The organism is Tenacibaculum aestuariivivum, from assembly GCF_964507685.1.
Classification (GTDB): domain Bacteria; phylum Bacteroidota; class Bacteroidia; order Flavobacteriales; family Flavobacteriaceae; genus Polaribacter; species Polaribacter aestuariivivum.
Genome location: NZ_OZ208414.1, coordinates 485,644 through 510,637, shown reverse-complemented (window position 1 = coordinate 510,637; position 24,994 = coordinate 485,644). Strand labels below are relative to the sequence as shown.

24 protein-coding genes are annotated in these 24,994 nt (G+C 27.9%); 15 read left to right on the top strand and 9 right to left on the bottom strand.

Features of this window, described 5'->3' with window-relative positions:
• Window positions 1-7: 7 nt before the first annotated feature.
• The 4 genes from ACN5J4_RS02160 to ACN5J4_RS02145 all read right to left on the bottom strand — a co-directional run bounded on the left by ACN5J4_RS02160 (window position 8) and on the right by ACN5J4_RS02145 (window position 4,467).
• A complete protein-coding gene (locus tag ACN5J4_RS02160) occupies window positions 8-1,246 on the bottom strand; it encodes a DUF1015 domain-containing protein (protein WP_418650530.1) in 1,239 nt (412 codons plus the stop codon).
• A 12-nt stretch (window positions 1,247-1,258) separates the two neighbouring features.
• Entirely contained in the window at window positions 1,259-2,215 is a 957-nt protein-coding gene (locus tag ACN5J4_RS02155; RefSeq protein WP_418650529.1) for an NAD(P)-dependent oxidoreductase, read from the bottom strand.
• A 71-nt stretch (window positions 2,216-2,286) separates the two neighbouring features.
• Window positions 2,287-3,351, bottom strand: coding sequence for a 3-phosphoserine/phosphohydroxythreonine transaminase (gene serC, locus ACN5J4_RS02150; protein ID WP_418650528.1), 1,065 nt, complete (start codon window positions 3,349-3,351; stop codon window positions 2,287-2,289).
• Window positions 3,352-3,405: 54 nt separating this feature from the next.
• Window positions 3,406-4,467, bottom strand: coding sequence for an acyl-CoA reductase (locus ACN5J4_RS02145; protein WP_418650527.1), 1,062 nt, complete (start codon window positions 4,465-4,467; stop codon window positions 3,406-3,408).
• Between the two features lie 71 nt (window positions 4,468-4,538).
• Here ACN5J4_RS02145 and ACN5J4_RS02140 point away from each other — a divergent pair, with 71 nt between their 5' ends.
• Window positions 4,539-4,889 (top strand): 4Fe-4S dicluster domain-containing protein, encoded by a 351-nt coding sequence (locus ACN5J4_RS02140; protein ID WP_418650526.1) that lies wholly within the window; start codon window positions 4,539-4,541, stop codon window positions 4,887-4,889.
• Between the two features lie 304 nt (window positions 4,890-5,193).
• Here ACN5J4_RS02140 and ACN5J4_RS02135 read toward each other — a convergent pair whose 3' ends face one another.
• The gene (locus tag ACN5J4_RS02135) at window positions 5,194-8,022 is read right to left on the bottom strand and encodes a TonB-dependent receptor (RefSeq protein WP_418650525.1); all 2,829 of its coding nucleotides are present in this window, start codon (window positions 8,020-8,022) and stop codon (window positions 5,194-5,196) included.
• 333 nt (window positions 8,023-8,355) lie between these two features.
• On the opposite strand from ACN5J4_RS02135, the gene ACN5J4_RS02130 reads away from it, so the two are divergent.
• Window positions 8,356-9,303: a carboxypeptidase-like regulatory domain-containing protein gene (locus ACN5J4_RS02130; protein ID WP_418650524.1), complete on the top strand. Its 948-nt coding sequence runs from the start codon at window positions 8,356-8,358 to the stop codon at window positions 9,301-9,303.
• 4 nt (window positions 9,304-9,307) lie between these two features.
• Complete coding sequence (locus ACN5J4_RS02125) at window positions 9,308-9,853, top strand: hypothetical protein (protein WP_418650523.1); 546 nt, start codon at window positions 9,308-9,310, stop codon at window positions 9,851-9,853.
• Window positions 9,854-10,029: 176 nt separating this feature from the next.
• Here the strand turns inward: ACN5J4_RS02125 and ACN5J4_RS02120 are convergent, their stop codons facing one another.
• The 3 genes from ACN5J4_RS02120 to ACN5J4_RS02110 all read right to left on the bottom strand — a co-directional run bounded on the left by ACN5J4_RS02120 (window position 10,030) and on the right by ACN5J4_RS02110 (window position 12,345).
• The gene (locus tag ACN5J4_RS02120; RefSeq protein WP_418650522.1) at window positions 10,030-11,013 is read right to left on the bottom strand and encodes an endonuclease/exonuclease/phosphatase family protein; all 984 of its coding nucleotides are present in this window, start codon (window positions 11,011-11,013) and stop codon (window positions 10,030-10,032) included.
• Window positions 11,014-11,423: 410 nt separating this feature from the next.
• Window positions 11,424-11,696, bottom strand: coding sequence for a hypothetical protein (locus tag ACN5J4_RS02115; protein WP_418650521.1), 273 nt, complete (start codon window positions 11,694-11,696; stop codon window positions 11,424-11,426).
• Window positions 11,697-11,778: 82 nt separating this feature from the next.
• On the bottom strand, window positions 11,779-12,345 hold the full coding sequence (locus ACN5J4_RS02110) for an RNA polymerase sigma factor (RefSeq protein ID WP_418650520.1): 567 nt from the start codon (window positions 12,343-12,345) through the stop codon (window positions 11,779-11,781).
• Between the two features lie 164 nt (window positions 12,346-12,509).
• Between ACN5J4_RS02110 and ychF the strand changes: the two genes are divergently transcribed.
• Together ychF and ACN5J4_RS02100 are read left to right on the top strand one after the other, a co-directional pair.
• On the top strand, window positions 12,510-13,601 hold the full coding sequence (gene ychF / locus ACN5J4_RS02105) for a redox-regulated ATPase YchF (RefSeq protein ID WP_418650519.1): 1,092 nt from the start codon (window positions 12,510-12,512) through the stop codon (window positions 13,599-13,601).
• 171 nt (window positions 13,602-13,772) lie between these two features.
• Window positions 13,773-14,444, top strand: coding sequence for a DUF2461 domain-containing protein (locus ACN5J4_RS02100; RefSeq protein ID WP_418650518.1), 672 nt, complete (start codon window positions 13,773-13,775; stop codon window positions 14,442-14,444).
• A gap of 222 nt (window positions 14,445-14,666) precedes the next feature.
• On the opposite strand, the gene ACN5J4_RS02095 is transcribed toward ACN5J4_RS02100, so the two are convergent.
• A complete protein-coding gene (locus ACN5J4_RS02095) occupies window positions 14,667-16,010 on the bottom strand; it encodes an MATE family efflux transporter (protein WP_418650517.1) in 1,344 nt (447 codons plus the stop codon).
• A gap of 102 nt (window positions 16,011-16,112) precedes the next feature.
• Here ACN5J4_RS02095 and ACN5J4_RS02090 point away from each other — a divergent pair, with 102 nt between their 5' ends.
• The 10 genes from ACN5J4_RS02090 (at window position 16,113) to ACN5J4_RS02045 (ending at window position 24,984) form a co-directional block, all read left to right on the top strand.
• A complete protein-coding gene (locus tag ACN5J4_RS02090; RefSeq protein ID WP_418650516.1) occupies window positions 16,113-16,505 on the top strand; it encodes an acyl-CoA thioesterase in 393 nt (130 codons plus the stop codon).
• 31 nt (window positions 16,506-16,536) lie between these two features.
• Window positions 16,537-17,655, top strand: coding sequence for a DEAD/DEAH box helicase (locus tag ACN5J4_RS02085; protein WP_418650515.1), 1,119 nt, complete (start codon window positions 16,537-16,539; stop codon window positions 17,653-17,655).
• Window positions 17,656-18,276, top strand: coding sequence for a trimeric intracellular cation channel family protein (locus ACN5J4_RS02080; protein ID WP_418650514.1), 621 nt, complete (start codon window positions 17,656-17,658; stop codon window positions 18,274-18,276).
• Window positions 18,277-18,451: 175 nt separating this feature from the next.
• Window positions 18,452-19,783 carry a cytochrome ubiquinol oxidase subunit I gene (locus ACN5J4_RS02075; RefSeq protein ID WP_418650513.1) on the top strand — a complete coding sequence of 444 codons (1,332 nt, stop codon included), beginning with the start codon at window positions 18,452-18,454 and terminating at the stop codon, window positions 19,781-19,783.
• A gap of 2 nt (window positions 19,784-19,785) precedes the next feature.
• The gene (gene cydB, locus ACN5J4_RS02070; protein WP_418650512.1) at window positions 19,786-20,859 is read left to right on the top strand and encodes a cytochrome d ubiquinol oxidase subunit II; all 1,074 of its coding nucleotides are present in this window, start codon (window positions 19,786-19,788) and stop codon (window positions 20,857-20,859) included.
• An 11-nt stretch (window positions 20,860-20,870) separates the two neighbouring features.
• Window positions 20,871-21,170: a hypothetical protein gene (locus ACN5J4_RS02065; protein WP_418650511.1), complete on the top strand. Its 300-nt coding sequence runs from the start codon at window positions 20,871-20,873 to the stop codon at window positions 21,168-21,170.
• Between the two features lie 140 nt (window positions 21,171-21,310).
• Window positions 21,311-21,925 (top strand): TetR/AcrR family transcriptional regulator, encoded by a 615-nt coding sequence (locus tag ACN5J4_RS02060; protein WP_418650510.1) that lies wholly within the window; start codon window positions 21,311-21,313, stop codon window positions 21,923-21,925.
• A gap of 2 nt (window positions 21,926-21,927) precedes the next feature.
• Window positions 21,928-23,175, top strand: coding sequence for a TolC family protein (locus tag ACN5J4_RS02055; RefSeq protein WP_418650509.1), 1,248 nt, complete (start codon window positions 21,928-21,930; stop codon window positions 23,173-23,175).
• A 10-nt stretch (window positions 23,176-23,185) separates the two neighbouring features.
• Entirely contained in the window at window positions 23,186-24,079 is an 894-nt protein-coding gene (locus ACN5J4_RS02050; RefSeq protein WP_418650508.1) for an HlyD family secretion protein, read from the top strand.
• Entirely contained in the window at window positions 24,079-24,984 is a 906-nt protein-coding gene (locus ACN5J4_RS02045) for an ABC transporter ATP-binding protein (RefSeq protein ID WP_418650507.1), read from the top strand. Before ACN5J4_RS02050 ends, ACN5J4_RS02045 begins: the two co-directional genes overlap by 1 nt.
• The last annotated feature ends 10 nt before the right edge of the window (window positions 24,985-24,994 follow it).

Here is a 24,994-nt window from a genome sequence, read left to right as displayed (position 1 = left end):
CTATATATCAAAATTCATAAATGGTTAAAGCACTTCTTAGTTTAGGCTCAATATAAGTGGTTTTAGGAGGCATTAACATATTGGCATCTACAATTTCTTTTAGTTCTTGTATAGTGGTTGGCAACATTCCAAAGGAAACTTTAAAATTACCATTATCAACTTTTGTTTTTAACTCTAAACTGTCAGACTTATCTTGTGAGTACATTATTTGAGAAGCGTTTCTAATATCTTTAATTCCTAATATAGGATTTAAAATTGTTTGATATAAAATTTGCGCATCTAATTTACTTAAAGCATTTTTAAAATCATATCTTGATTTACGTAAATGTAAGGCATAAAATTCGCCATTTAAATACATACTAAATTGATGTTTCTCTTTGGGTTTGTATAATTCCTGACCTCTATTTTCTATTCTAAAAAAAGTATCTAACTCTATTAAAAACTCATGAGGAGTTAAGCCATTTAAATCTTTTATAAATCTATTAAACTCATAAATGCTTAATTGACTTTCTGGTAATAGGTAACTCATAAAAAAGTTATAATCTTCTTTACCTGTATGCTTCGGATTTTTTTTTGCTAAATTTTTAGCTAGCAAACAAGCCGAGGTAGAGCGATGGTGACCATCGGCAATATAAAGGGTTTCAATAGCTTTAAAAGCCTCTATTACTTGATCAATGTCATTTTTATCATTAATAACCCATAGCAAATGATGATCTTTATCAGTAGTAGAAAATTCATATTCAGCTCTCTTTTGCTTATATTTTGCAACAATTTTATTAATAATGGTGTTGTCAGGGTAGGTGAGTAGCACAGGCTCAGAATTAAAGCCTGTGTTTTTTAAATAATTTTCAAATAAAAGCTCTCTTTCTTTTAAAGTTCCTTCATGTTTTTTTATGGTATTATTATGATAGTCTTCAACAGAGGTTGCACTTATAATACCGCAGAAAGAATTAGTAGCTGTTGTTTTTTGATAAATATAAAAACCAGCAACCTCATCTTGTTTAAAAACCTCATCTTCCTTAAATTCTAAATACCTGTTGTGTACCAGTTTAAAGCGCTGTTCACCACTAATATCTTGTTTGTGATATTTGTACCCAGGATTTATTACGTGTAAAAAACTATACGGATTAAATGCTAGTTTAGCTTCTAGCATTTTTTGGGTATAAATTTCATGAGATTTAGCAGAAACTAAAGCAACTTTATCTCTAGTAGCTCTAACAGCTTTAAACGGTTTTACAATTGCCATTAATAATTTATTTTATACGTGTAAAGAATTGATTATTTTAGTAGCTAGTTCAGTACCTATTTTATGTTGCGCTTCTATTGTATAAGAAGCTATATTAGGGGTTAATGAAAGTTCAGGCTTCATTAATAATTGAATTTCAGGTGTTGGCTGATTTTCAAAAGTATCTAGCCCAGCGTATTTTACTTTACCACTTTCAATAGCATTTATTAAGGCAACCTCATCTACTAAACCACTTTGAGCAACATTTATAAAACCAACCCCATTTTTCATTTTTTTAAATTCTTTAGCGCCAATAACATATCCATCTTGGGTTGCTAAGTGTAAGCTAATAAAATCAGCATCTTTTAAAATTTCGTCAGCACTTGTTAATTCAATTTCAATATCAATAACTTGACCATTGTAAAAATCAACAGGAATTAATAGTGTATTTTGATATTCAACATCAAAAGCAATTACCTTCATACCTAAGCCTAAAGCAAGTTTAGCTACTTGTTGTCCGCTAATATCCATTCCAATGATACCTAATGTTTTTCCTCGTAACTCTGTTCCGTTAGAAAAATGTTTTTTTAAGGTATTAAAACTTACATCACCCTCTAAAGGCATTTCTCTATTTGCTTGGTGTAAAAAACGAGCCATTCCTAATAAGTGAGCAAAAACAAGTTCGGCAATAGCATTAGCACTAGCGTCAGAAATATTTACAACTTGTACACCACATTCTTGAGCATAAATAACATCTATATTATCGTTATTAGTACTTGCATTTGCTATTAATTTTAAGCTAGGGCAATTGTCAATTAACTCTGCATGTATTTGGGTACTATTTTTAATAATAATAGCATTAATACCTTCATCATTAATAAATTTATCTAATTGCTCTTGTGCAACATTAGTTATTATTACTTCAAATCCTGCGTTTTCTAAAGTAGTTTTTCCGCTTTCTAAAATTCCGTCGTTTACTAATATTTTCATTGTTTTTTTATTCAAAAAATCAATATTAAAAACTTAAAAAAATTAGTGTTTAAGTTTTTAATATTGATATATTAATTTATTCGTTCTAACTCTTGCATAACATCTACTAAAGCTTGTACACTATATAGTGGTAAGGCGTTATACATACTTGCACGGTAACCACCAACGCTTCTATGCCCTTCTAAACCATTGATGTTAGCTTGTTTCCAAAGTGTGTCAAATTGTTGTTTTAAAGCTTGGTTTGTTAGCTCAAAAGTGGCATTCATATGGCTTCGATCTTCTTTTGTAGCAGTGCCTTTAAATAAAGGGTTTCTATCTATTTCAGCATATAAAAGTGCCGATTTTTGCTTGTTTACTTTTTCAATAAATTCAATTCCGCCTAAATTTTTTAACCATTCTAGTGTTAACATTGAGGTGTAAATAGCAAAAACAGGGGGGGTATTAAACATGCTTTCCTTATCAATAAAAGTTTGATAATTTAACATTGAAGGAATTTTTCGTGTTACTTTTCCTAAAATAGTTTCTTTAACTACCACAAGAGTTGTTCCTGCGGGACCCATATTTTTTTGAGCACCGGCATATATTAAATCAAATTTAGAAAAGTCTAACTGACGTGAAAAAATATCAGAACTCATATCACATACTAAAGGAGCTGTAGTTTTAGGAAAACTTTTCATTTGAGTTCCATAAATAGTATTATTACTAGTACAGTGAAAATAATCTATATCTGTAGGAATAGTATAGTTTTTAGGAATATAATTAAAATTATTATTACTTGAAGAAGCAACTTCTACAACTTCTCCAAATAATTTAGCTTCTTTAATAGCCTTAGAACTCCATGTTCCTGTATTTAAGTATGCTGCTTTTTTATTTAATAAATTATAGGCAGTCATTAAAAATTGAGCACTAGCACCACCTTGTAAAAATAATACTTTATAACCTTTGTTTTCTAAGCTTAATAGTTCTAAAACTAACCTACGAGCCTTTTCAATAACAGTAACAAAAGGTTTGCTTCGGTGAGAAATTTCAATTAATGAAAGATTATCATCATTAAAATTTATAATAGCCTCAGAAGCTTTTTGTAATACCTCTTGTGGTAAAATACACGGTCCAGCGCTAAAGTTATGTTTTTTCATTACTTATTACATGTTTTAAATAACAAAGGTGCAAAATTTATAAGGAGTTCATCTTTAAATTTCCGATAAAAAAGTTAAGGTATTAATTCCATCGGCATAATCCCACAACTCAGGGTGCTGTGTTTGTCCAAAAGCAATTTCATTGTCAATAAAATTATTAGCAACTACACATTGAATTTGTGCTGTTTCTTGCTTAATTTTAGCTTTTAAACTTTCAGTACTATCGTAGTATTCGTAGAAAATAGAAGCAATTGGCGAGGTGTAACTTTGATCTTCTTTAATCATTAAAAAACCATTTTCTAAAATATCAAACTCGCTCATTAAATACACGGTTTTATTATAATCGTAATTATTAGCATATTTAGCATTGTTAATAATATCTTGTTTATTATACATCCCTTTAAAAAAACATTCAAAATTATAATTTTTAGGTACAAATAATTTTGAAACCGAACGACACCCTAAACCAAAATAACGAAACACATCATCACTTAAATTCTCAAAATCTTGTTTAGTTTCATTACCCGTTAAAACTGCTACTGAATTTCTGCTTTTTCTAATAATATTAGGTTTTCCTTTAAAATAATATTCAAAATAACGTGCTGTATTATTACTACCCGTAGCAATTACGGCATCAAATTTAGGTAGTTTATCTTCTGTAAAGCTAATTTTTCCTTTTAATTCAGGAGCAACATATTCTAAATACTTAGCTAAAAAGGGTAATAAATGTTTGTCGTTAGATGATTGTTTTACTAAAACAGTATGTCCTGAAATTAATACAGATAAAAAATCATGAAACCCTACCAACGGAATATTACCTGCCATAATAATGGCAACTTTTTTAGGGGTATTAGTTCCTAAGTTTTGATTAGCAACCCATTGTTGAATATTTTTTTCAGATAATGCTTTGCTCCAACTTTGGGTAGCAAACAATAAATTATCATTTGTAAACCATTTATTGTTTTCTTCGGCTATTTTTAATTGATGCTTAAAACCATCAAAAAACAATTCGTTATGCTCTATGTTTTCTTTTTTTTCAATTCCTTTTTGAGAAAATTGACTTAAAAAAACACCTAATTTTATAAAAGCTTCAATTCTATTTTGGATTGTATCCATTTATTTTGTTTCTAAATTAATTTGGAACTATTTTTGCAACTGCAAAGTTACAAAACTGAAACAGATTAATTATGGCAATTATAATAACAGATGAATGTATAAATTGTGGTGCTTGTGAACCAGAGTGTCCAAATACAGCAATTTATGAAGGAGCTGATGATTGGAAATATGCAGACGGAACAGATTTAAAAGGAAACGTGGTTTTACCAAGTGGAACAAAAGCTAATGCAGATGAAGATCAAGAACCTATTTCAGATGAAATATATTATATCGTAGCAGATAAATGTACAGAATGTAAAGGTTTTCATGAAGAACCTCAATGTGCAGCAGTTTGTCCTGTAGATTGTTGTGTGCCTGATGATGATAATGTAGAAACAGAGGAGGAGTTGTTAGCAAAACAACGCTTTATGCATAATGAATAATTATATTTTAAATAAAAAAAGTCCTGAGTTTTACTCAGGACTTTTTTTATGATTTTTAAAACATTTTTTTTAAAACAAAAATATAATTAGAAGCTATTTCCCGCTTTTCGCACTCGCTTTTTTTTGAAGAAAAATAAAAAAAGAGCTCAAACAAATGCTTCAATCGGGGCTAAATATTTTTATTAAGTTTAAGTTTTTTAAAGTATGATTTACCGCTACTAAAAATAATAATTAAAAAAGAAGAAAGCCAAAATTTTTACAATTTTGGCTTTCTAGAAAAATAATTAATAAAAACAAAAAACAATTAAAATTGATAATTTATAGACAAGTTAAACATAGTACCTAATTGGCTAAAATGATACCCATCATACGTCATTTGAGAGTAACGTTGATTAAAAGTTATAGCATTAGATTCATTTTGAATTTGTGTTAAACCAGAAGCTGTAATTGTAGTATCATCTATAATTGCTTGTCCGGCAGCATTATTTGCTTTAAAGTTCCATTCAGGCAATACATTTAATATATTATTTATATTTAAAGCAATGGTAATTTTATCTGTTGTGTTAAAGTTTATTCCTAAATCGGTAACAACTTTTGGAGTAAATTCAGTACTTATATTAGGATTTAAATCTCCTTGCTGAAATTTAGTTTTGCCAAAATAAGTATTATTTAAAGATAGTCCAAACTTACCAATATCATAATTAGCTCCTAAAATCCATTTTGTTTCAGGACGTGAGGTAAAGAATAGAGCTTCTTGAGTAGCATTAACTACAGATTGACCTGCATTTTCAATTAAAGAAGGATTTTTTACACTTCCTGTACGCTTGTTTTCAATTGTATAGTTTCCTGATAAGTTTAAACCTAATTTTCCTGAACCTAATTTAATATTCTTTTTACTAACAACAACATCTAATCCAGAAGTTCTGGTGTCAATAGCATTAGCAAAGAAACTAAGGTCTTTAATACCACCATCTCTTAAAACATCATCTAAAGGTGTAGTACCAATATTATTACCGTCACCATCAAAAGCAGTTCCTGTAATTTCAGTACTTAAAATAATTCTATCTTTTACAGCAATATTGTAATAATCTAGCGTAAACGTAATACCATTGTCTAATTTACCACCCAAACCTACAGTTATATTTGTAGATGTTTCAGCATCTAATTTATCTATACCTAATGCATGTGCTTCAGGAGAAACATTATTAACTAAACCACCAACTATAATACCGCCACCACTAAAACTATATTGAGCTTTTTGTGTGTAAATTTGATGTAAAGTAGGAGCTCTAAATCCTGAAGATACAGAACCTCTAGCTGTTAAATTATCATTTAAATTTAATCTAGAACTTAATTTATAAACAAAAGTACTACCAAAATCAGAATAGTTTTCTGCTCTAGCAGTTCCACTTATTAAAAAAGCTTCACTAATATCATAATCTAAACTAAAATAACCACCAAGATTATAACGACTCCAACTACCAGAATTTTCTGGTTGGTTTCCTGCAAAAGAATCTGCTCCGCCACCTGCGTATGACGCTTTTGTACCTTGAATAACTTCAAATAATTCATTTCTAAATTCGGCTCCAAAACCAATACTAACTTTATCAGATAAAATTTTATTAATATCAATGTTACCTACATTATGAGAAAAACTTGTACCTCCTGGATCAAATGATCTTGGGCTGTTTTCTCTGTATAATGATGTAAAGCTAATTTCACCATCATCAACAATATGATTGTTATTAGAGTCAATCCACACTGGGTCAGAAGCTATGTCATTTCTATTATGTGAGTTGTTTACTTTATATGTTTGTGTATTTCCTCCAGTTGTAAAACTTAGGTCAACATTCCAGTCGTTAATTTTAGTTTTTATTCCAATAGTACCATTATAGTCATTTAAATCACCTTCAAAAGTAGGAACATAACCATCATAACCACCTGGGTTAGTAGGATGATTTCCTGGAAAAAAGCTAGCTAAATAAGGCATACTTTCAACAGTTCTCCAATATGGAGTTCTGTAATTAGCAAAAGAGTTTACTTTTTTAAATACGTAAGCCGCATTTCCATATAATTGAGTGTTTTCAGCTATATCTAATCCAAAATTAATATTAAACTTAGAGGCAGCTGTTTCTGGTGATCCATTAATATTACCTGCATCTGGTTTTCTAGCTAAAAATTCTTTAACAACATTCAAGTCAGCACCAAAACCTGTATTACTATCAGCCTCTCCTTCAGCATTTACTTTACCAGGTCTATTGGCTAGTGCAGTTTTAGAAAAATCTATAGTGTAATTAATAAAACCTTTTCCATTTTCTATAGTAGAGCCATTATTTACACTTACACCTAGCATTTCACCATCTCCTTCTGCAGTAATACCAGATCTAAAAGTAGCAGATCCTGGTTTAAAACTGTCTTTTAAAATAATGTTAATAACCCCAGCAATTGCATCTGATCCATATTGAGCAGAGGCTCCATCTCTAAGAACTTCTACAGATTTAATAGCATCAGTCGGTATTCCTGAAATATCAGCACCAGTTTCACCACGTCCAGGTGATGTTTGTGTATATAATAATGCACTTAAATTTTTACGTTTACCGTTTATTAATACTAAAGTTCTACTAGGTCCCATATTTCTAATTTCATAAGGGTCTAGTAATGAAGTTGCATCATTAACAGGGGTTTGTACAGTATTAAAAGAAGGTATTTTATACTGTAAAGCTTTATCGAAAGTAGCTTGTCCTGTAGATTGTAAGTCTTTTGACGACACTACATCTATAGGTAGTGCACTTTTTGTATTACTTCTAGCTGGAGTTCTAGAACCGGTAATAAGAACTTCATCTAATTCTAAACCTTCTTTTAAAATAATTTTTAATGTTTTTTTTCCATTTAGAGTTATTTCTTGAGTTTCAAACCCTGAAAAACTAACAATTAGCGTTGCTCCTTTTTTGGTAGTTAAATTAAATGTTCCATTAAAATTTGAGTTTGTTCCGTTAGCGGTTCCTTTTTCAATAATATTAGCACCCGGTAGTGGTTGGTTTCCACTATCTACAATAGTTCCTGATATTTTTGATTGCGCCCACATAATACTACTGCATAGTATTGTGAATAATAAAAGTGTAATTTTTTTCATAAAACAATATTTAGTTATTATTAGTTTGGTTAATAATTTATTATGAATAGTAAAAAATAAATTATTAGTTATACTATAATAAGGGCAGTAGTAAATTTTTATACTCATTAATTTTAACATTTTTTTATGAAAAACTAACAAAAATTAGTACAGAAGCATATGTTAATTGAAAAGGCTTAATAAGTTATAAAATATAAAAAGGCAGCGCAGTAGGTAAACGTTTAGTTATTTTTAGCTAACAAATATATTTTAAACTGATAAATATCATTTTAATGAATACCCTTTTATTTTACTTTTATGCAAAGTAAAAGGGGGTTAATTAAAATATGTTATATGAAAAAAAATGTTCATTCTATTTCAACTATTGAAGGCATAGGGTCTTCTTACGAAAAACTGTTTAATAAAAGAGGAATATTATTAAGTGAGGATTTAATTGTGTTAAAGCAATCAACTTTAAAAAAACGATTTAAAGGAGAGGGTAAAATTCAAAAAAAACTTAAAGATTTTATTACTCAAGCATTATTTTTAGAGGTAACTAACAATAATCAGTTAGCAGAAGTATTTCAAAAATCAGGTTTACAAGGTTTAGCAGAGTTGTATTCTAAAAAACCTCAAAAATTGGTAGATATTGTTGAGGAAGGAAAAGAGAAGGGGTTAATAAAAAAGAGTATAACTTTAGACGAAGCTTTTGAAATTCAAAAAAAAGCTATTGAAACAAAATTTACGACTGTGTTTTATGGAATTTTAAAAGATAAAAATAATAAAGGAATTGCTAATGCAAATATTTATTTAAATAATAGAGAAACAATAACTAATGAAGAAGGTAAGTTTTTTGTTTCTAGAATAGAATACGGAAAGCATAAAATATTTATAGATGCAAAAGGGTTTAACCAAATTTTATTTATAAAAAACTTTCAATTAACTAAAAAAGTTAGTGATACCATTATTTTAACAAAAGGAGATAAAAAAATAAATAGAAAAAATAGTAATACCATAAACCCTGGAGATAAATTCAAAACTTTAAACTTGGCTATTGATGATGTTAGTGTTAATGATCAATATTACATTACAAAGCTATATAAAAATGGAAGTATTGGTTTAAGATCAATACAACAAAAACAAAACGAAAACGCTATTTATACAAACAAAATTAAAGTACTTCCTGTATTTTTTAAAGAAAAAGATATTGAATTAAAAAATACTTTTGAATGGAACGGAAATAAGTTTGTAAAATTATCAAAAACATTTTTAGAATTAAGAATGTTAACAAATAAAATATAATAGTATGAGTGAGAAATATTATTCTAAATGGGAATTTAATCATGATGGTGAGGGTTGTGATACTTGTCAAGATGCTAGTGGTATATATGATACAGAACCAGATAGGCCACATTTAAATTGTGATTGTGAAATTAGAGAAGTTAATGTTGATGAAGATAATAATATTATTGATGATGTTGATGAAACGGAAGAAATATGTGATGATGTAGTTGATACTACAGTTTGGACAAGTGAAATGTTTGATACATCAAAAAGTGGAGATTATTTTGTTAAAGTTGAAGGCACAATGAGTTCAGATGATTTTTTAGAAATTTTTGAAGATTTATTATTTACTTCTGAGAAAGTAACATATAGTCATGATTCTAAATCTTTTTCGCAGTTAATTAGAGCAGATGAAGTAAGCGGATCTTCCGTAGAGGTAAGAATGACTTGGGATGTAGTTCAGCATCTTTGTATGGAAGAAAAAATGTATGATAATAGTGGTGAGTTGTCTCAAAAGGTAGTTTCAAATGAAGTTATAATTAGCTTTAATAGTATGAGTATTGATTGATTTTGCACAAAAAATAAACATATATCCAATAAATTAATAGGTTTAAATCTGTTAATTTATTGGATAGTTTTTGTATTAATATCTATTATATAAAAAAACACATTAGATAGAATACTATCTAAAAATATAAAGGCAGTATTTCATAAACTGTGTATATGTTTAAAAATTAATCTATTTTATTTTTCTGTTAATTTTATTGAAATAGGAAGATGATCGCTAAAACCATTGGTATTATATTTTTTATCAGAAACCTTAAACCTTACAGGAACTTTATATTTACCTTTAAGCATGCCTTTAAATACTTCAATTTTAGCAGTTTCACTTCCAATTTGAATATTACTATTAGAAAATAAAAGTCCTTTTGAAACTAAAATTTGATCGAGAATACTCGAATTAGAGCCATATACATAAGTTCCTAACCTATTTCCTGCCAATTCCCACATTAAATTATATAAGTATGGGTTTCTGCCTGCTTTAACTTTTTCAAGATTATTTGTTGAAAGTGCGTATTCTGTTAAAGACCTGTCAAAAGGCTCATCATTAAAATCACCCATTACTATTATCGGTACCTTATCACCAAGTATTTCTTGTATTCGCATAACCCAGTAGCTTAATGTTTCGGCAGATATAATTCTATAAGGTTCAGATTCAAATTTACCAGCCATTCTAGAAGTCCAATGGTTTAGTAATAAAACTAAATCATTCCCTTTTTTAGTCTCAAATTCTACTTGTAAAATATCTCTTGTCGGAGATCGTTTTGTTATTCTATAAGTAAAAATTTTATTTTCACCATCTAGTTGTTTAATTTTATATTTATTAGAATCATGTATAACTCCAATATCAATACCTCTTTTATCATCTGTATTATGATGAATTACGTTATAGTTTCTATGAGGTAATAGTATATTTAATATTTTAGATAATTTTTCAAGAACAAAAAGGTTTTCTATTTCACATAATCCATAAATATCAGACCCTTTTTTTTGATTCATCTGTATCATTACCGAAGCAAGGTTATTTAGTTTTTTTTCAAGTAAAGTACTATTCCAATACTTTAATTCTTTTGCTAAGGTTTTTGCTAACCATTTAGGTCTTCTTGACGAAGTTTTTATATCAAATAAATTTTCTACATTCCACCAAGTTATATAATGTTCTATCATTTGTGTTATAATTAGCGCGTTTAATATTGTAAAAATATTAGTTATAATTTAATAAAGAATGAGTTTAATAATAGTTAAAGTTACTTAATGTTTTTGAGTTTTTGGTATTAACCAACCTAAAATAAGTTGCTTTTTTAGCTCTTAAAAAGTTTATTTTTTTAATATAACTTTTTAGTCAACCTAATTTAAGTATATTTTGCGTTTTTTGATAAAATAATTGTAGGTAGTAAAAATGAAGGTTTATAATACACTTGTTTTTATTACTTAGAAAAACATATATTAAAACATAATAAATAGAGTAGAAGTAACAACTTATTTAATGATAAGAATTTTAATTTTAGAAAAAAAATAAGGAAGTTTACGTTTATGATAACGAAAATATAAAAAAGGGGGGGACTTAGATAAATAATTTATTTTTTAATATTTTTTTGTTTTTGTATAAGTTTATCTTCTAGTTTTTTCCATTCAAAATTTACTTTTTCATCTGAAAAAGTAAATTCTTTATTGTGCAGTGCTATAATAATATCTTTAGCTTCCTCGACTAATTTCTTTTTATCAGGATTATTTGTTAACCAAGAGCTCCAAAAAGAGGAATTGTCATTTAACATTGAGTTTAATGCCCAATTTTTAAAAGAATCATCATTTAAAAAATCATTAATAGTATGGTTTGTTTTATTTATCATCAATAATTTATATTTAAAACATTTGTTCATATTAATTATAAGCATATATATTATAATATATACTCTGTTTTGAAACACAAATTTAGGAATTAAATAATTGTAATATTTTAATTTCCTCCCTTAAACCCTTTATAGCCTTGTGAATATTATTTACTACACTTTGATAATTTATACCCATTATTTCAGATATATCTTGGGTTTTAAGCTCACAATTATATTTTAAATACAGTACCTCTCGTTGTCTATTAGGAAGTTTATTAAGTAAAATATGTAAATTTTTATTTTTAAAATCATTAAACTCTTTGTTAGTAAGTAATTCTTCAGGACTAGATTGAATATCAACAATATTTTCGTTAATATCTCTTACCATATGAATTTTCTGTTTTTTTTGAAGTATTTTTATAATAAATCTTCTGTAAGAAGTGAATAAATAAGGAGCAATAACATTTAAATCACTTAAGTTTTCTCTGTGTTCATATAAATACATAAAAAACTCTTGAATAGAATCTTCGGTTATAACTTTATTCCCAGAAATTTTTAAGCCATAGTTATATAAACTAGTATAGTATTTTTTAAAAAGTACACCATAAGCCTTTAAATCACCATCTTTTAATAAACTCCATAAAATTTTTTCAGACGTTTTTTTCATAAAAAAAAGCAAGTGTTTTGATTAACGTTTTTAAATATAAATAAAAATAGTTTAATAAAATTAACTTTTCAGTTATAAAAATAATAATTCAATATCAAATAATTCACTAAAATTCAAAGCAAACAAGTATATTTGCAAACGCAAATTTTCAATAAAATAATAGTATGAAAGCTGGAATTGTAGGATTACCAAACGTAGGGAAATCAACATTATTTAACTGTTTATCAAATGCAAAAGCGCAAAGTGCTAATTTTCCGTTTTGTACAATAGAACCTAATATAGGGGTGGTAAACGTACCAGATCCAAGAATTCAGGTTTTAGAAGGTATGGTAAATCCTGAAAGAGTAATGCCAGCTACAGTAGAAATTGTAGATATTGCTGGTTTAGTAAAAGGAGCAAGTAAAGGAGAAGGTTTAGGAAACCAATTTTTAGCTAATATTAGAGAAACAGATGCCATTATTCACGTATTGCGTTGTTTTGATAACGATAATATTATTCATGTTGATGCATCTGTAGATCCTATTAGAGATAAAGAAACTATTGATATAGAATTACAATTAAAAGATTTAGAAACAGTTCAAAAACGTTTAGAGCGTGTAAAAAGAACAGCTAAAACTGGTAATAAAGAGGCACAAATAGAGTTAGAAATTTTATTAAAAGTAGAAGAAACTCTATTAAAAGGTGTTTCAGTAAGAGCCATTAATTTTTCAGAAAAAGAACAAGAAATTGTACAATCATTACAGTTTATTACCTCAAAACCAGTATTGTATGTTTGTAATGTAGATGAAGGTTCAGCAGTTAATGGAAATAATTACGTTACTGCAGTAAAAGAAGCAGTAAAAGACGAAAATGCAGAAGTAATTGTATTAGCAGTTGGTACAGAAGCTGATATTACTGAATTAGATGATTACGAAGAGCGTGAAATGTTTTTAGCTGACATTGGTTTAAAAGAAGCAGGAGCCTCTGTTTTAATTAGAGCAGCTTATAAGTTATTAAATTTACAAACTTATTTTACAGTAGGAGTTAAAGAAGTACGAGCTTGGACCATTAATATTGGAGATACCGCACCACAAGCAGCAGGGGTTATTCATACCGATTTTGAAAAAGGATTTATTAGAGCAGAGGTAACAAAATACGATGATTATGTTACTTTAGGGGGTGAGCAAAAAGTAAAAGAAGCAGGTAAATTAGGTATTGAAGGAAAAGAGTACATTGTACAAGATGGCGATATTATGAATTTTAGATTTAACGTTTAATATATTTATTAGGGCGTTCGAGCGGGCTTTCACTACTCGCTTTTTTTAAGAAAAATAAAAAAGAGCTCAAACAAGCCGTTCAATCCCTAACGCAAAACTATAAACGCTGTTGATTTTTCAATAGCGTTTTTTTGTACCTTTCAAGTAATTATTAAGCATAAAAATATGTGTATGCAATTAGAAAAATCAACACTTCAACTTTTAGAAAACTTACAACAAAATAATAATCGCGATTGGTTTGCAGCCCAAAAAGAAACCTTTACTGAAGCCCAAAACAATGTTAAAAATTTTTATTTTAAAGTGCAAGAAAACTTAGAAAAACATGATGAAATTGATAAGTTTAAACTGTTTAGAATTTATAGAGATGTTCGTTTTTCAAAAGACAAAACACCTTATAAAACACATTTTGGAGGTTCTTTTTCACGAAAAGGAGTAGCATTAAGAGGAGGTTATTATTTACAAATTCAACCAAAAAAAAGTTTTTTGGCAGGTGGTTTTTGGCAACCTAACAAAGAAGATTTGTTACGCATAAGAAAAGAAATAGCAATGGATGCGTCAGAATTCAGACACATTTTAAACGCCCCTCAATTTGTGAAAAACTTTGGAACTAAATTTGAAGGCGACGAATTAAAATCAACACCAAGAGGTTTTGATAAAAACCATCCTGATATTGATTTATTACGAAAAAAAGGATTTGTAGCCGTTCGTAATTTTACAGATAAACAAGTATTGTCTGAAAATTTTTTATCAGAAGTTAATAGCTCTTATAAAGCTTTACGTCCGTTTTTTAATTTAATGAGTGATGTGCTAACTACTAATTTAAACGGAGAATCATTACTTTAAAAATTAATTTTTGATTTGTTTTTGGAGCATATTTAAAATTTCATCAAAAAAATATTACATAAATAAAGAAATTGAATGCGTCAACCTAAATTTAGTTCAGGTTCAAGTACTTACTTGCCGTGGTTTTTCTGTTGATTCAATGTTGAACTAAATTTAGTATAGCATTTATCTTTTTTAAAAAATAGGTTCTTTAAAATTTAAACAAACTCTTAAAACAGGTGTTTAGTTTTTATTTAAACGATGTTTCATTTCTTTTTTTAAATATAAATAAGTAACCAAGGTAGCTAAAATATCAGCAATAGGAAAAGATATCCAAACCCCGTTTAATCCATAAAATTTAGGTAAAATATATACCAGCGGAATTAGAAAAAAACCTTGTTTTAATAACGTTAGTAACAAAGCTGGTAAAGCTTTGCCGGCAGCCTGAAAATACGCAGATCCAATTAATTGAAGCGTAATTACAGGAGTTGCCAAAAATGTTATAATTAAAGCATCAGAGGTAAGTGTAATTAATTTTTTATCATCAGTAAATAAACTAACTAATTGATTAGGAAATAGCATTATTAAAATAAAAATAAAGGTGGCTATTGCGGTACCATATAAAATAGCCATTCTTATAACTTCCTTTACTCTTAACCAATTACTAGCGCCATAATTATAGCCAGCAATAGGTAAAAAACCTTGCGTAACACCTAGTACAGGAAATAATGAAAACATCATAATTCGGTTAATAATTCCGTACATAGCTATAGATGTTTCTCCACCGTATTTAAACAGTGTATAGTTTAAAATAATAATTAAAAAACTAATAGTTCCTTGTCTAATAACCGTAATACCACCTAATTCAATAATTTCTTTTAAAATAGAAAAATCAATACTAAAATATGATGGAATAATTTTTAACTCGGTATTTTTTGATAGAAAAAACCATAAAATAAAACTTCCACTAACCATATATGAAATAGAAGTAGCTAAACCTGCCCCGAACATTCCTAAGTCCATAAATTTAATAAAAATAATATCTAAAAAAATGTTTGCAAACGCAGGTAATATCATGGTAAACATAGCATAGTTAGGTTTACCAACAGCTCTAATTACAGGGTTTCCCATCATAGCAAAGGCTAAAAAAGGAACCCCCCATATAATAACATTAAAATACTCGGTAGCTGGACCAACAATACTACCTTTTGCTCCAAATAATTGTAAAATAGGAAGGTGAAAAAAAGTACCCATTATTACAAATAAGAGCGATAAAACAATAGTCAAACTAATTTGATTGCCAAATACTTTAAGAGCCTTAGTAGTATTATTTTCGCCAAAAGCTCTAGAAATAATAGAACTACCACCAATTCCAATACCCATTCCTATTGATGATATTAAAAAAGCAATAGGTAAAACCACTGTAACAGCAGCAATTGCCATTACGTTAATCCATTGACCTACAAAAATAGTATCTACAATCATGTTTAAAGACATAACAAGTATTCCTATAGAAGCTGGTATTGCTTGCTTTAACAAAAGCTTGTTTATTTTTTCGGAGCCAAAATTGGTGGTAATTTTATTCATAAATAATTTTAAAGATTCAAAGATCATCAATAGTAAGTTGCTTTAAAAAAAACAACAGTTAATTTAAGTAATAATTAACATCATTCATGTAGTTTTGCGCCCATGAATTTTTACGAAAAAAAATATATTGTTACCAAAAACGAAATTGATGAATATAACCATGTAAACAATGTGGTGTATGTTCAATGGATGCAGGAGGTGTCTATGGATCATTGGTTATTACTAATAAAAAATGTACCAACACCTGATTATGTATGGTTTGTTATTAGGCATGAAATTGATTATAAAGGACAAGGTGTTTTAGGTGATGAAATAACTGTAAAAACATGGGTTGGTGCTATTAAAGGTATAAAATCAGTTCGGCATTTTGAAATATACAAAAAAGCTACTTTATTAGTAAAATCACAAACCACTTTTTGTTTGTTAGATGCAAAAACACAAAAACCAAGAAGAATTACTAAAGAAGTTACAAACTTACTTTTAGGCCAAAAATAAGCAATATATTTGCACATTATAAATATAGATAATGACAACATTTACAGCGTTAGGAATACATAACAAATACGTTCAAGGACTAAAGGAGTTAGGAATAACAAAACCTACTGAGGTGCAAGAGCAAACAATACCTTATTTATTACAAAACAACTCAGATTTTATAGGGTTAGCACAAACAGGTACTGGTAAAACGGCTGCTTATGGCTTACCTGTATTACATAAAATAGATGCTTCAAAAAACACTACACAAGCATTAATATTATCACCAACAAGAGAGTTGGTACAGCAAATTAAAAAGCAATTATTCAAATTTACAAAATATGTAGATGATAAAATTTTTGTAGAAGCGGTGTATGGTGGTGAAAAAATAGACCGTCAAATAAATAATTTAAAACGAACTACCCATATAATTGTAGCCACTCCTGGGCGTTTAATAGATTTAATCGAAAGAGGAGAGGTTGATTTAAAAAATATTAAAACATTAGTACTTGACGAGGCGGATGAAATGTTAAGTATGGGGTTTAAATTAGAGTTAAATCGCATTTTAAAATACACTTCAGGAACTAGAAAAACTTGGTTATTTTCAGCAACAATGCCTGAGGAAATAAGAAGTATTGTGAAAAAATATATGGATCCTTCAGCTAAAAAAGTTGAGGTCAATAAAAATACATTGGTAAATGCAAATATTACTCATCAATTTGTACAAACCACTATTCCTGAAAAAGTTGATGTAATTGTTAAGTTTTTAGAAAAAAGACATACTGAAAGAGGTATTATTTTTGCTAGAACAAAAGCAGGTACTCAGAAGCTAACAAGAGCCTTAGAGGACGAAGGGTTTTCGGTTGCAGCTTTAGAGGGTGATATGCAACAAAAAGAGCGCGATAAAGTAATGAGAGCTTTTAAAAATGAGAGCCTTCAAATTTTAGTATCAACAGATGTTGCTGCAAGAGGTATTGATGTACAAAATTTAGGATTTGTAGTACATCATCAATTACCTGAAAAATTAGAGTACTATACACATAGAAGTGGTAGAACTGCTAGAGCTGGTAAAAAAGGTGTTTCGTTAGTGTTAATTCTTAATAATGAACGAAATAACATTAAAGAGGTAGAAAAAACATTACAAATACAGTTTTCAGAAATAAGTATCTAAGTGAATATTATTTATACCCTTGATATTGTAGGAACTTTTGCATTTGCTATAAGTGGTGCATTGGTTGCAATGAAAAAAAGCTTTGATTTATTTGGAGTTGTTATTATAGCTTTCGTTACCGCTGTTGGTGGTGGTATGATGAGAGATGTTTTAATTAATGCACATCCAATAAACTGGATTAGTGATCTTAATTATGTATGGACTATTTTAATAGCAGTAGGATTTACATTTTTATTTAGAAGTAAAATAGCACCACTACGTAAAACCATGTTTTTATTTGATACAATTGGTATTAGTGTATTTACATTATTAGGTCTTGAAAAAGGATTAGCTTATAATTTACATCCTTTTTTAGCCCTAATTATGGGAATGGTTTCAGCTGTTTTTGGAGGAGTTTTAAGAGATGTACTAACTAGAAAGGTTCCGCTAATTTTTAAAAAAGAAATTTATGCTTTTGCTTGTTTAGGTGGAGGATTAGTATATCTTATATTAGCAAATTTTAATATAAATAAAGATCTTCACTTTGTAGTGTCAGCAGCCGTTGTTTTTATAATAAGGTCAATTGCTGTTAAATATAAATTAGAATTACCAAAAGTAAAAAATGATGCATTAGGTAAATAGCTTAGAGGTTTAAAAAAAAAAATAATTAATTTCTATAAAAATAAGTATTTAGTATTTAAGCTAAATGTTACAAATAAAACCTCTTTTTAAGAGGTTTTATTTGTAACTAAAGTTACCTATTTAAATAAAAGTACTTTGTATTTTTATACCATATATATGGTATAAAAATTAAGATATGGAAGACATGCTTTTTTACGATAGATTGCAATTTGCATTTACTATTACATTTCATTATATATTTCCACAATTAACAATGGGGTTATCATTGTTAATTGTTTATTTTAAATGGAGGTATTTAAAAAATAATATTGAAGATTATAATAATGCTGCAAAATTTTTCATGAAAATTTTTGCTATTAATTTTACCATGGGGGTTGTAACAGGAATTCCAATGGAGTTTCAGTTTGGTACAAATTGGGCTAAATTTTCAGAGTTAACAGGCGGAATTATTGGGCAAACATTAGCAATGGAAGGAATGTTTTCTTTCTTCTTAGAGTCGTCATTTTTAGCACTTTTTATTTTTGGAGAAAAATTAATGGGGCAAAAATTGCATTTTTTAACAGGTTTTTTAGTGTTTTTAGGTTCTTGGGCAAGTGGCTGGTTTATTTTAGCAACCAATGCGTGGATGCAGCATCCTGTTGGTTATGAAATTTTAGAAAACGGAAAATTTGTACTCACTAACTTTTCAGCATTGTTTAGTAACCCTTGGCTTTTACCAGCTTTTTTACATAATCAGTTAGCGTCGGTTGTTACATCTTCATTTGTAATGGCCAGTATAGGTGCTTTTTATATTTTAAGAAATAAACAAATTTCATATGGAAAATTATTTTTAAAAACAGGTGTTATTTTTGGTTTGATAGCAAGTGTTTTAGTAGCTTTTCCTACAGGAGATTGGAATGCTAAAAATGTAGCAAAATATCAGCCAGCATCTTTTGCAGCTATGGAAGGAATTTTTAAAACTGAAAAAGCAGGAGCTGAAATTGTATTGATAGGGCAACCTAATATGGTTGAGAAAAAATTAGATAATAAAATAGCGGTACCTAATATATTGAGTTTTTTAACTTATCAAGAGTGGGATAAACAAATTTCAGGTATGGATCAGTTTAAAAAAGAAGAATTACCTGATAATATACCAGCTCTATATTATTCATATCACATAATGGTAGGTTTGGGAACCATATTTATGGCAGTTACGGCGTTAGCTCTTTTTCTTTTATGGCGAAAAAAGCTATATACATCAAAGGGGTTACTTTGGGTTATTATGTTTTTAGTTCCTTTTCCTTATATAGCTAATATTACAGGTTGGTATACTGCTGAGTTAGGTAGACAGCCATATTTAGTATATGGATTATTAAAAACAAGTGATGGTATTTCACCAACAGTTTCATCAGGTAATACATTATTTACTTTATTAGGTTTTGTAGCTTTATATATGTTACTAGGTTTATTATTTTTAGTATTGGTAGGTAAAACTATAAACGAAGGTCCAACCCCTCAAAAACATTAATTATGGAAATATTTTGGTATGTAATAATAGCAGTGGTGCTAGTTGTATTTTTTATTTTAGATGGATACGATTTTGGAGCAGGAATTATTCATTTATTTTTTGCAAAATCAGAAAAAGATAAAGAGGTTATAGCAAAATCGGCAGGGTTATTTTGGGATTCTAATGAAGTTTGGTTAGTAGCTGCAGGCGGTATGCTTTTTATGGCTTTTCCAACTTTTTATGCTTCGGTTTTTAGTGGTTTTTATTTGCCTTTAATTATTGTTTTATGGTTAATTATTTTTAGAGCTATAGGGTTAGAGTTTAGAAGTCAGTTTAGTTATAAAATGTGGAAAGATATTTGGGATGTTTCTTTTGGTGTTTCAAGTTTATTATTAGCCTTATTTTTTGGTATTGCCTTGGGTAATATAATTAGGGGTGTAAATTTAGGGGGTGTTATAAATGGAGTATCAACTTATGAAGGGCATTATTTTTTCTTACCCTTGTGGGATAGTAGTTTTAGTCCATTAAGTGAAACGCCTGGAGTTATTGATTGGTTTACTATTATTATAGGTTTAATAGCAGTTGTTACTTTAGCAATACATGGTGCAAATTGGATAATTTTAAAAACTAATTCTACCATAAATATAAAGCTCAAAAATATTGTTTTTAAATTAAATATAATGTTAACTCTACTAACATTATTTTCATTAATTATTTGGCAAATTGTAAACCCTAATTCATTAAATAATTTTATTAATACACCTTATTTATTAATTTTTCCAATTATTTATATAACAGGATTGGTTGGGTTATTTTTTATCCGTAGAATTAAAAAAGAAATTTATGCATTTGGTTTGTCATCGTTGTTAATTTTAGGAGGAATTACCTCTTCATTAGCTTCACTATTTCCAGTTATATTACCATCTATAAATAACCATAATGAGTCTTTAACTATCTATAATACTGTAACCTCTAATTACGGACTGTCTGTTGCTATAATTTGGGGGGCTATAGGTTTTGTTTTGTTGTTTATTTATATGATTATTCAAAAACGATTGATGGGAGGAAAGATAGATAAAATCGATTATGGACATTAATAAATATTAATATGACAGAAACACTAATTTCATTAATAAGTATTTTGGTTGGTATTATTGGTGCAAATAGTATGGCTTTAATATTCAAAAAATATTCTTTTGGTATTATAGGAAATACTATTGCAGGTGTTTTCGGAAGTATATTTTTTATTAAGTTTTTAGGTAAATTAGGCTTTAATCCACAGGCAATAGCGCAAAACGGTTCGTTTGAAATAGTGTTGTTTATTATTAATATTTTGGTTTCTTTTCTTGGTGGTTTTTTTGCTTTAATTGCTATTAATTTTTTAAAAATGAAATTAAATAAATATTAAATAGTTGATTTTTTTAGTAGATTATAGTTTATCTATTGATATTTATAACAATGTAATTTTAATAAAAATAATTAAACAGTATTCTGTTTAATTATTTTTTGTAAGTTTGTTAACTATTTAGTTTAACCATTTAGTTAGTTATGAAAAGAGTAAAAGATAAAAACACCGAAGTTTTAATATTAGAAGCAGCAAAGAGTATTTTTCAAACTAAAGGAATGGTTGGAGCACGTATGCAGGAAATAGCAGATAAAGCAGGTATTAATAAAGCAATGCTTCATTATTATTATAAAAATAAACAGTTACTTTTTGAGGCTGTTTTTAATAATGCTTTTTCATTATTAGCTCCACAATTAAATATGATTTTAAATGATAACTCATCTATTGAAGAAAAAGTCAAAAAATTTACATTTAATTATATTTCATTTATAGTTGAACACCCTTATTTACCTAATTTTATTCTTCAAGAGTTGAATAGAAATCCAAATTTTATATTAAAAATGCAAGAAAAAGAAGGGTTTCCTACTCTCGAAAAATTTAAAAAACAGGTAGATCATGAAATTAAAAAAGGAATTTTAAGGCCAATTTGCGCAACACAGTTGTTTATAAATATAATGTCACTAAATATTTTTCCTTTTGTAGGCAAGCCTTTAATTATGGCTTTTACTGATACTAAAAATGATGATTATGATAATCTTATTGAAAATCGTAAAATAGAAGTAGCTAACTTTATTATTAATGCAATAAAAAATTATTAAAAATGAAACAGTTATATATTTTGATTCTTTTTGTGACATTGCCAAGTTTAGCCCAAGAAAGTATTCATTTAAAAGAATGTCATAATTTGATAGCTAAAAATTATCCTTTAGCAAAGCAAAATAAATTATTAGCTTCACAAAATAAATTAGAATTAGCAGTAATTAATACAATAAAATTACCGAAATTTAACTTAGATGCACAAGCAACATATCAATCTGATGTTATTAAAATTCCGACACCAAATTTACCAGTAAATTCTCAAAATAAAGATCAATACCGTGCAACAGTATCAGTACATCAATTAATTTATAATGGAGGAGTAACAAAGGCAACCTTAAACTTAAAAACAGCCGAATTAAAAAGTAAACAAAAACAAATTGAAGTTACTTTATATAAATTAAAAGAAGAGGTAAATGAACTTTATTTTTCAATTCTTTTGTCCGAAGAAAAAAATAAATTATTAGAAGAAAAAAAAAGGTATTTAGAAGCTAAGTTAAGAGAAGTAGAATCTGCCGTAAAACATGGTGTTTTATTACCTTCAACAGTTAATGTTTTACAAACAGAACTGTTAAAAATAGCGCAGCAGTTTATTACTATAAAAAGTAATAAATTAGAATTAATTGAAACACTATCTAGTTTAATAGGTAAAAAATTAACAAAAACAACCTTGTTTACCGTTCCTTTATTTGAAGTTGAATTAGATAGCATTATTAGTAGGCCTGAGTTAGCATTATTCAAGCTTAAAAAAGCAGAAATAGATAAGTCTATAACATTAATTTCAAAACAAAATACACCAAAAATTAACGGTTTTGCTACTGGTGGATATGGTAATCCTGGATTAAATATGTTAGATAATTCTTTTCAAACTTTTTATACGCTTGGGGTAAAACTACATTGGAATTTTTTTGATTGGAACTCTACAAAAAAACAAAGGGAATTAACAGCTATTAATAATGATATTATAACTAATCAAGCAGAAATTTTTAAATTAAATACACGTATTAAATTAAATAAATATCAAAAAAAAATAGATGAAATTAAGGAGCTTATAAGTTCAGATATAACTATTATAAAATTACGAAAAGATGTGTTAAAAGCAGCAAGTATACAACTAGAAAATGGAGTTATTACAGCATCAGCTTACATTACAGAATTAGTTAATTTATTTGAAGATGAAAGTAATTTTATAAAGCATAAAATAGAGTTACAGTTAGCAAAAGCAAATTATAATATTATTAAAGGTGAATAAAAATAGTTACATGAAAGATTATAAATATTTAACAAGTATACTTATAGTGATTATTAGTTTTTTTTCTTGTAAAAAAGAGAATGATAGAGCTGCAGGTTATGGAAATTTTGAAGCAACAGAAATTACTATTTCTGCTGAAAACAATGGTAAAATAATGCAATTTAATGTCAATGAAGGAGAACTGCTTAAAAAAAATCAATTTATTGGATATATAGATACTATTCCATTAGCTTTAAAACGTGAGCAACTAATAGTATCTAGAGCTATAATAGGTTTAAAATCAAAAGGTATTTTATCACAAATTAATATTTTAAATGCTCAATTAAAAGTAGCAAATACAAATAGAAAACGTATTGAAAACCTTATTGTAGGAAAGGCAGGTATACAAAAACAATTAGATGATATTTTAGGAGAAATAAATATTTTAAAGAAAAAAATAAGAAGTATTCAAATTCAAAATGCTCCTGTTATAAATGAATTAAAAACAATCACTGTTCAGTTAAAACAAATTGATAATCAAATAACAAAAAGTAAAATAATAAATCCTGTAGAAGGAACTGTTTTAACTAAATATTCTGAGCCTAATGAAATTACCCTTTTTGGTAAACCTCTTTATAAAATAGCTGATTTAAATACTATGCTATTACGTGTGTATGTTAGTCAAACACAATTAGCGTCTATTAAAATAAGGCAAGAGGTAACGGTTAAAATTGATGATGTTAACCAGATGAAATCATATAAAGGAATTATTAATTGGATTGCCTCAGAGGCAGAGTTTACTCCAAAAATAATTCAAACAAAAGAAGAGCGAATAGCATTGGTTTATGCAGTTAAAATTGCTGTTAAAAATGATGGAAGTCTTAAAATAGGAATGCCTGCAGAAATGTGGATAAATGATAAATAATGAGTATTGTAGTTAACAACATATCAAAATCATACAAAAGTGTAAAAGCATTACAAAACATTTCCTTTAAAGTAGATAAAGGAGAACTATTTGGGTTAATTGGTCCCGATGGAGCAGGAAAAACAACATTATTTAGAATATTAACTACACTTTTAATTGCTAATAAAGGAAACGCAAGTGTTGCTGGTTTTGATGTTATTACCGAGTATAAAAAAATTAGAAATAGTGTTGGGTATATGCCAGGCAAATTTTCATTATATCAAGATTTAACTATTGAAGAAAATTTAATTTTTTTTGCTACTATTTTTGGAACTACTGTAGAAGAAAATTATAACTTAATTGAAGAAATTTATATTCAAATAGCTCCTTTTAAAAATCGTAGAGCCGGTAAATTATCTGGCGGAATGAAACAGAAATTAGCTTTATGTTGTGCTTTAATTCATAAACCTAAAGTATTATTTTTAGACGAACCAACCACAGGCGTTGATCCGGTTTCAAGAAAAGAATTTTGGGAAATGTTAAAGCGTTTACAACAAAAAGGAATTACCATTTTAGTATCTACACCTTATATGGATGAAGCTGCTTTGTGTGATAGGATAGCCTTAATTCAAGAAGGAAAAATTTTACATGTTGATACACCAAAGGCTATTGTAAACTATTACCCAAAGGTAATATATAATATAAAGGCTCATAATATGTATCAACTAATAAATAATTTAAATGATTATGAATTTAAGTATAGTGTATATCCTTTTGGTGAGTTTGTACATTATACTGATAATAGATCGATTTTTAATACGAATGATTTACTAACGTATTTAACCTCAAAAAAATTATTGGATATTTATATAGAAAAAACAGTTCCTTCTATCGAAGATACTTTTATGGAATTGGCTACACAATAACTTGGTTAAA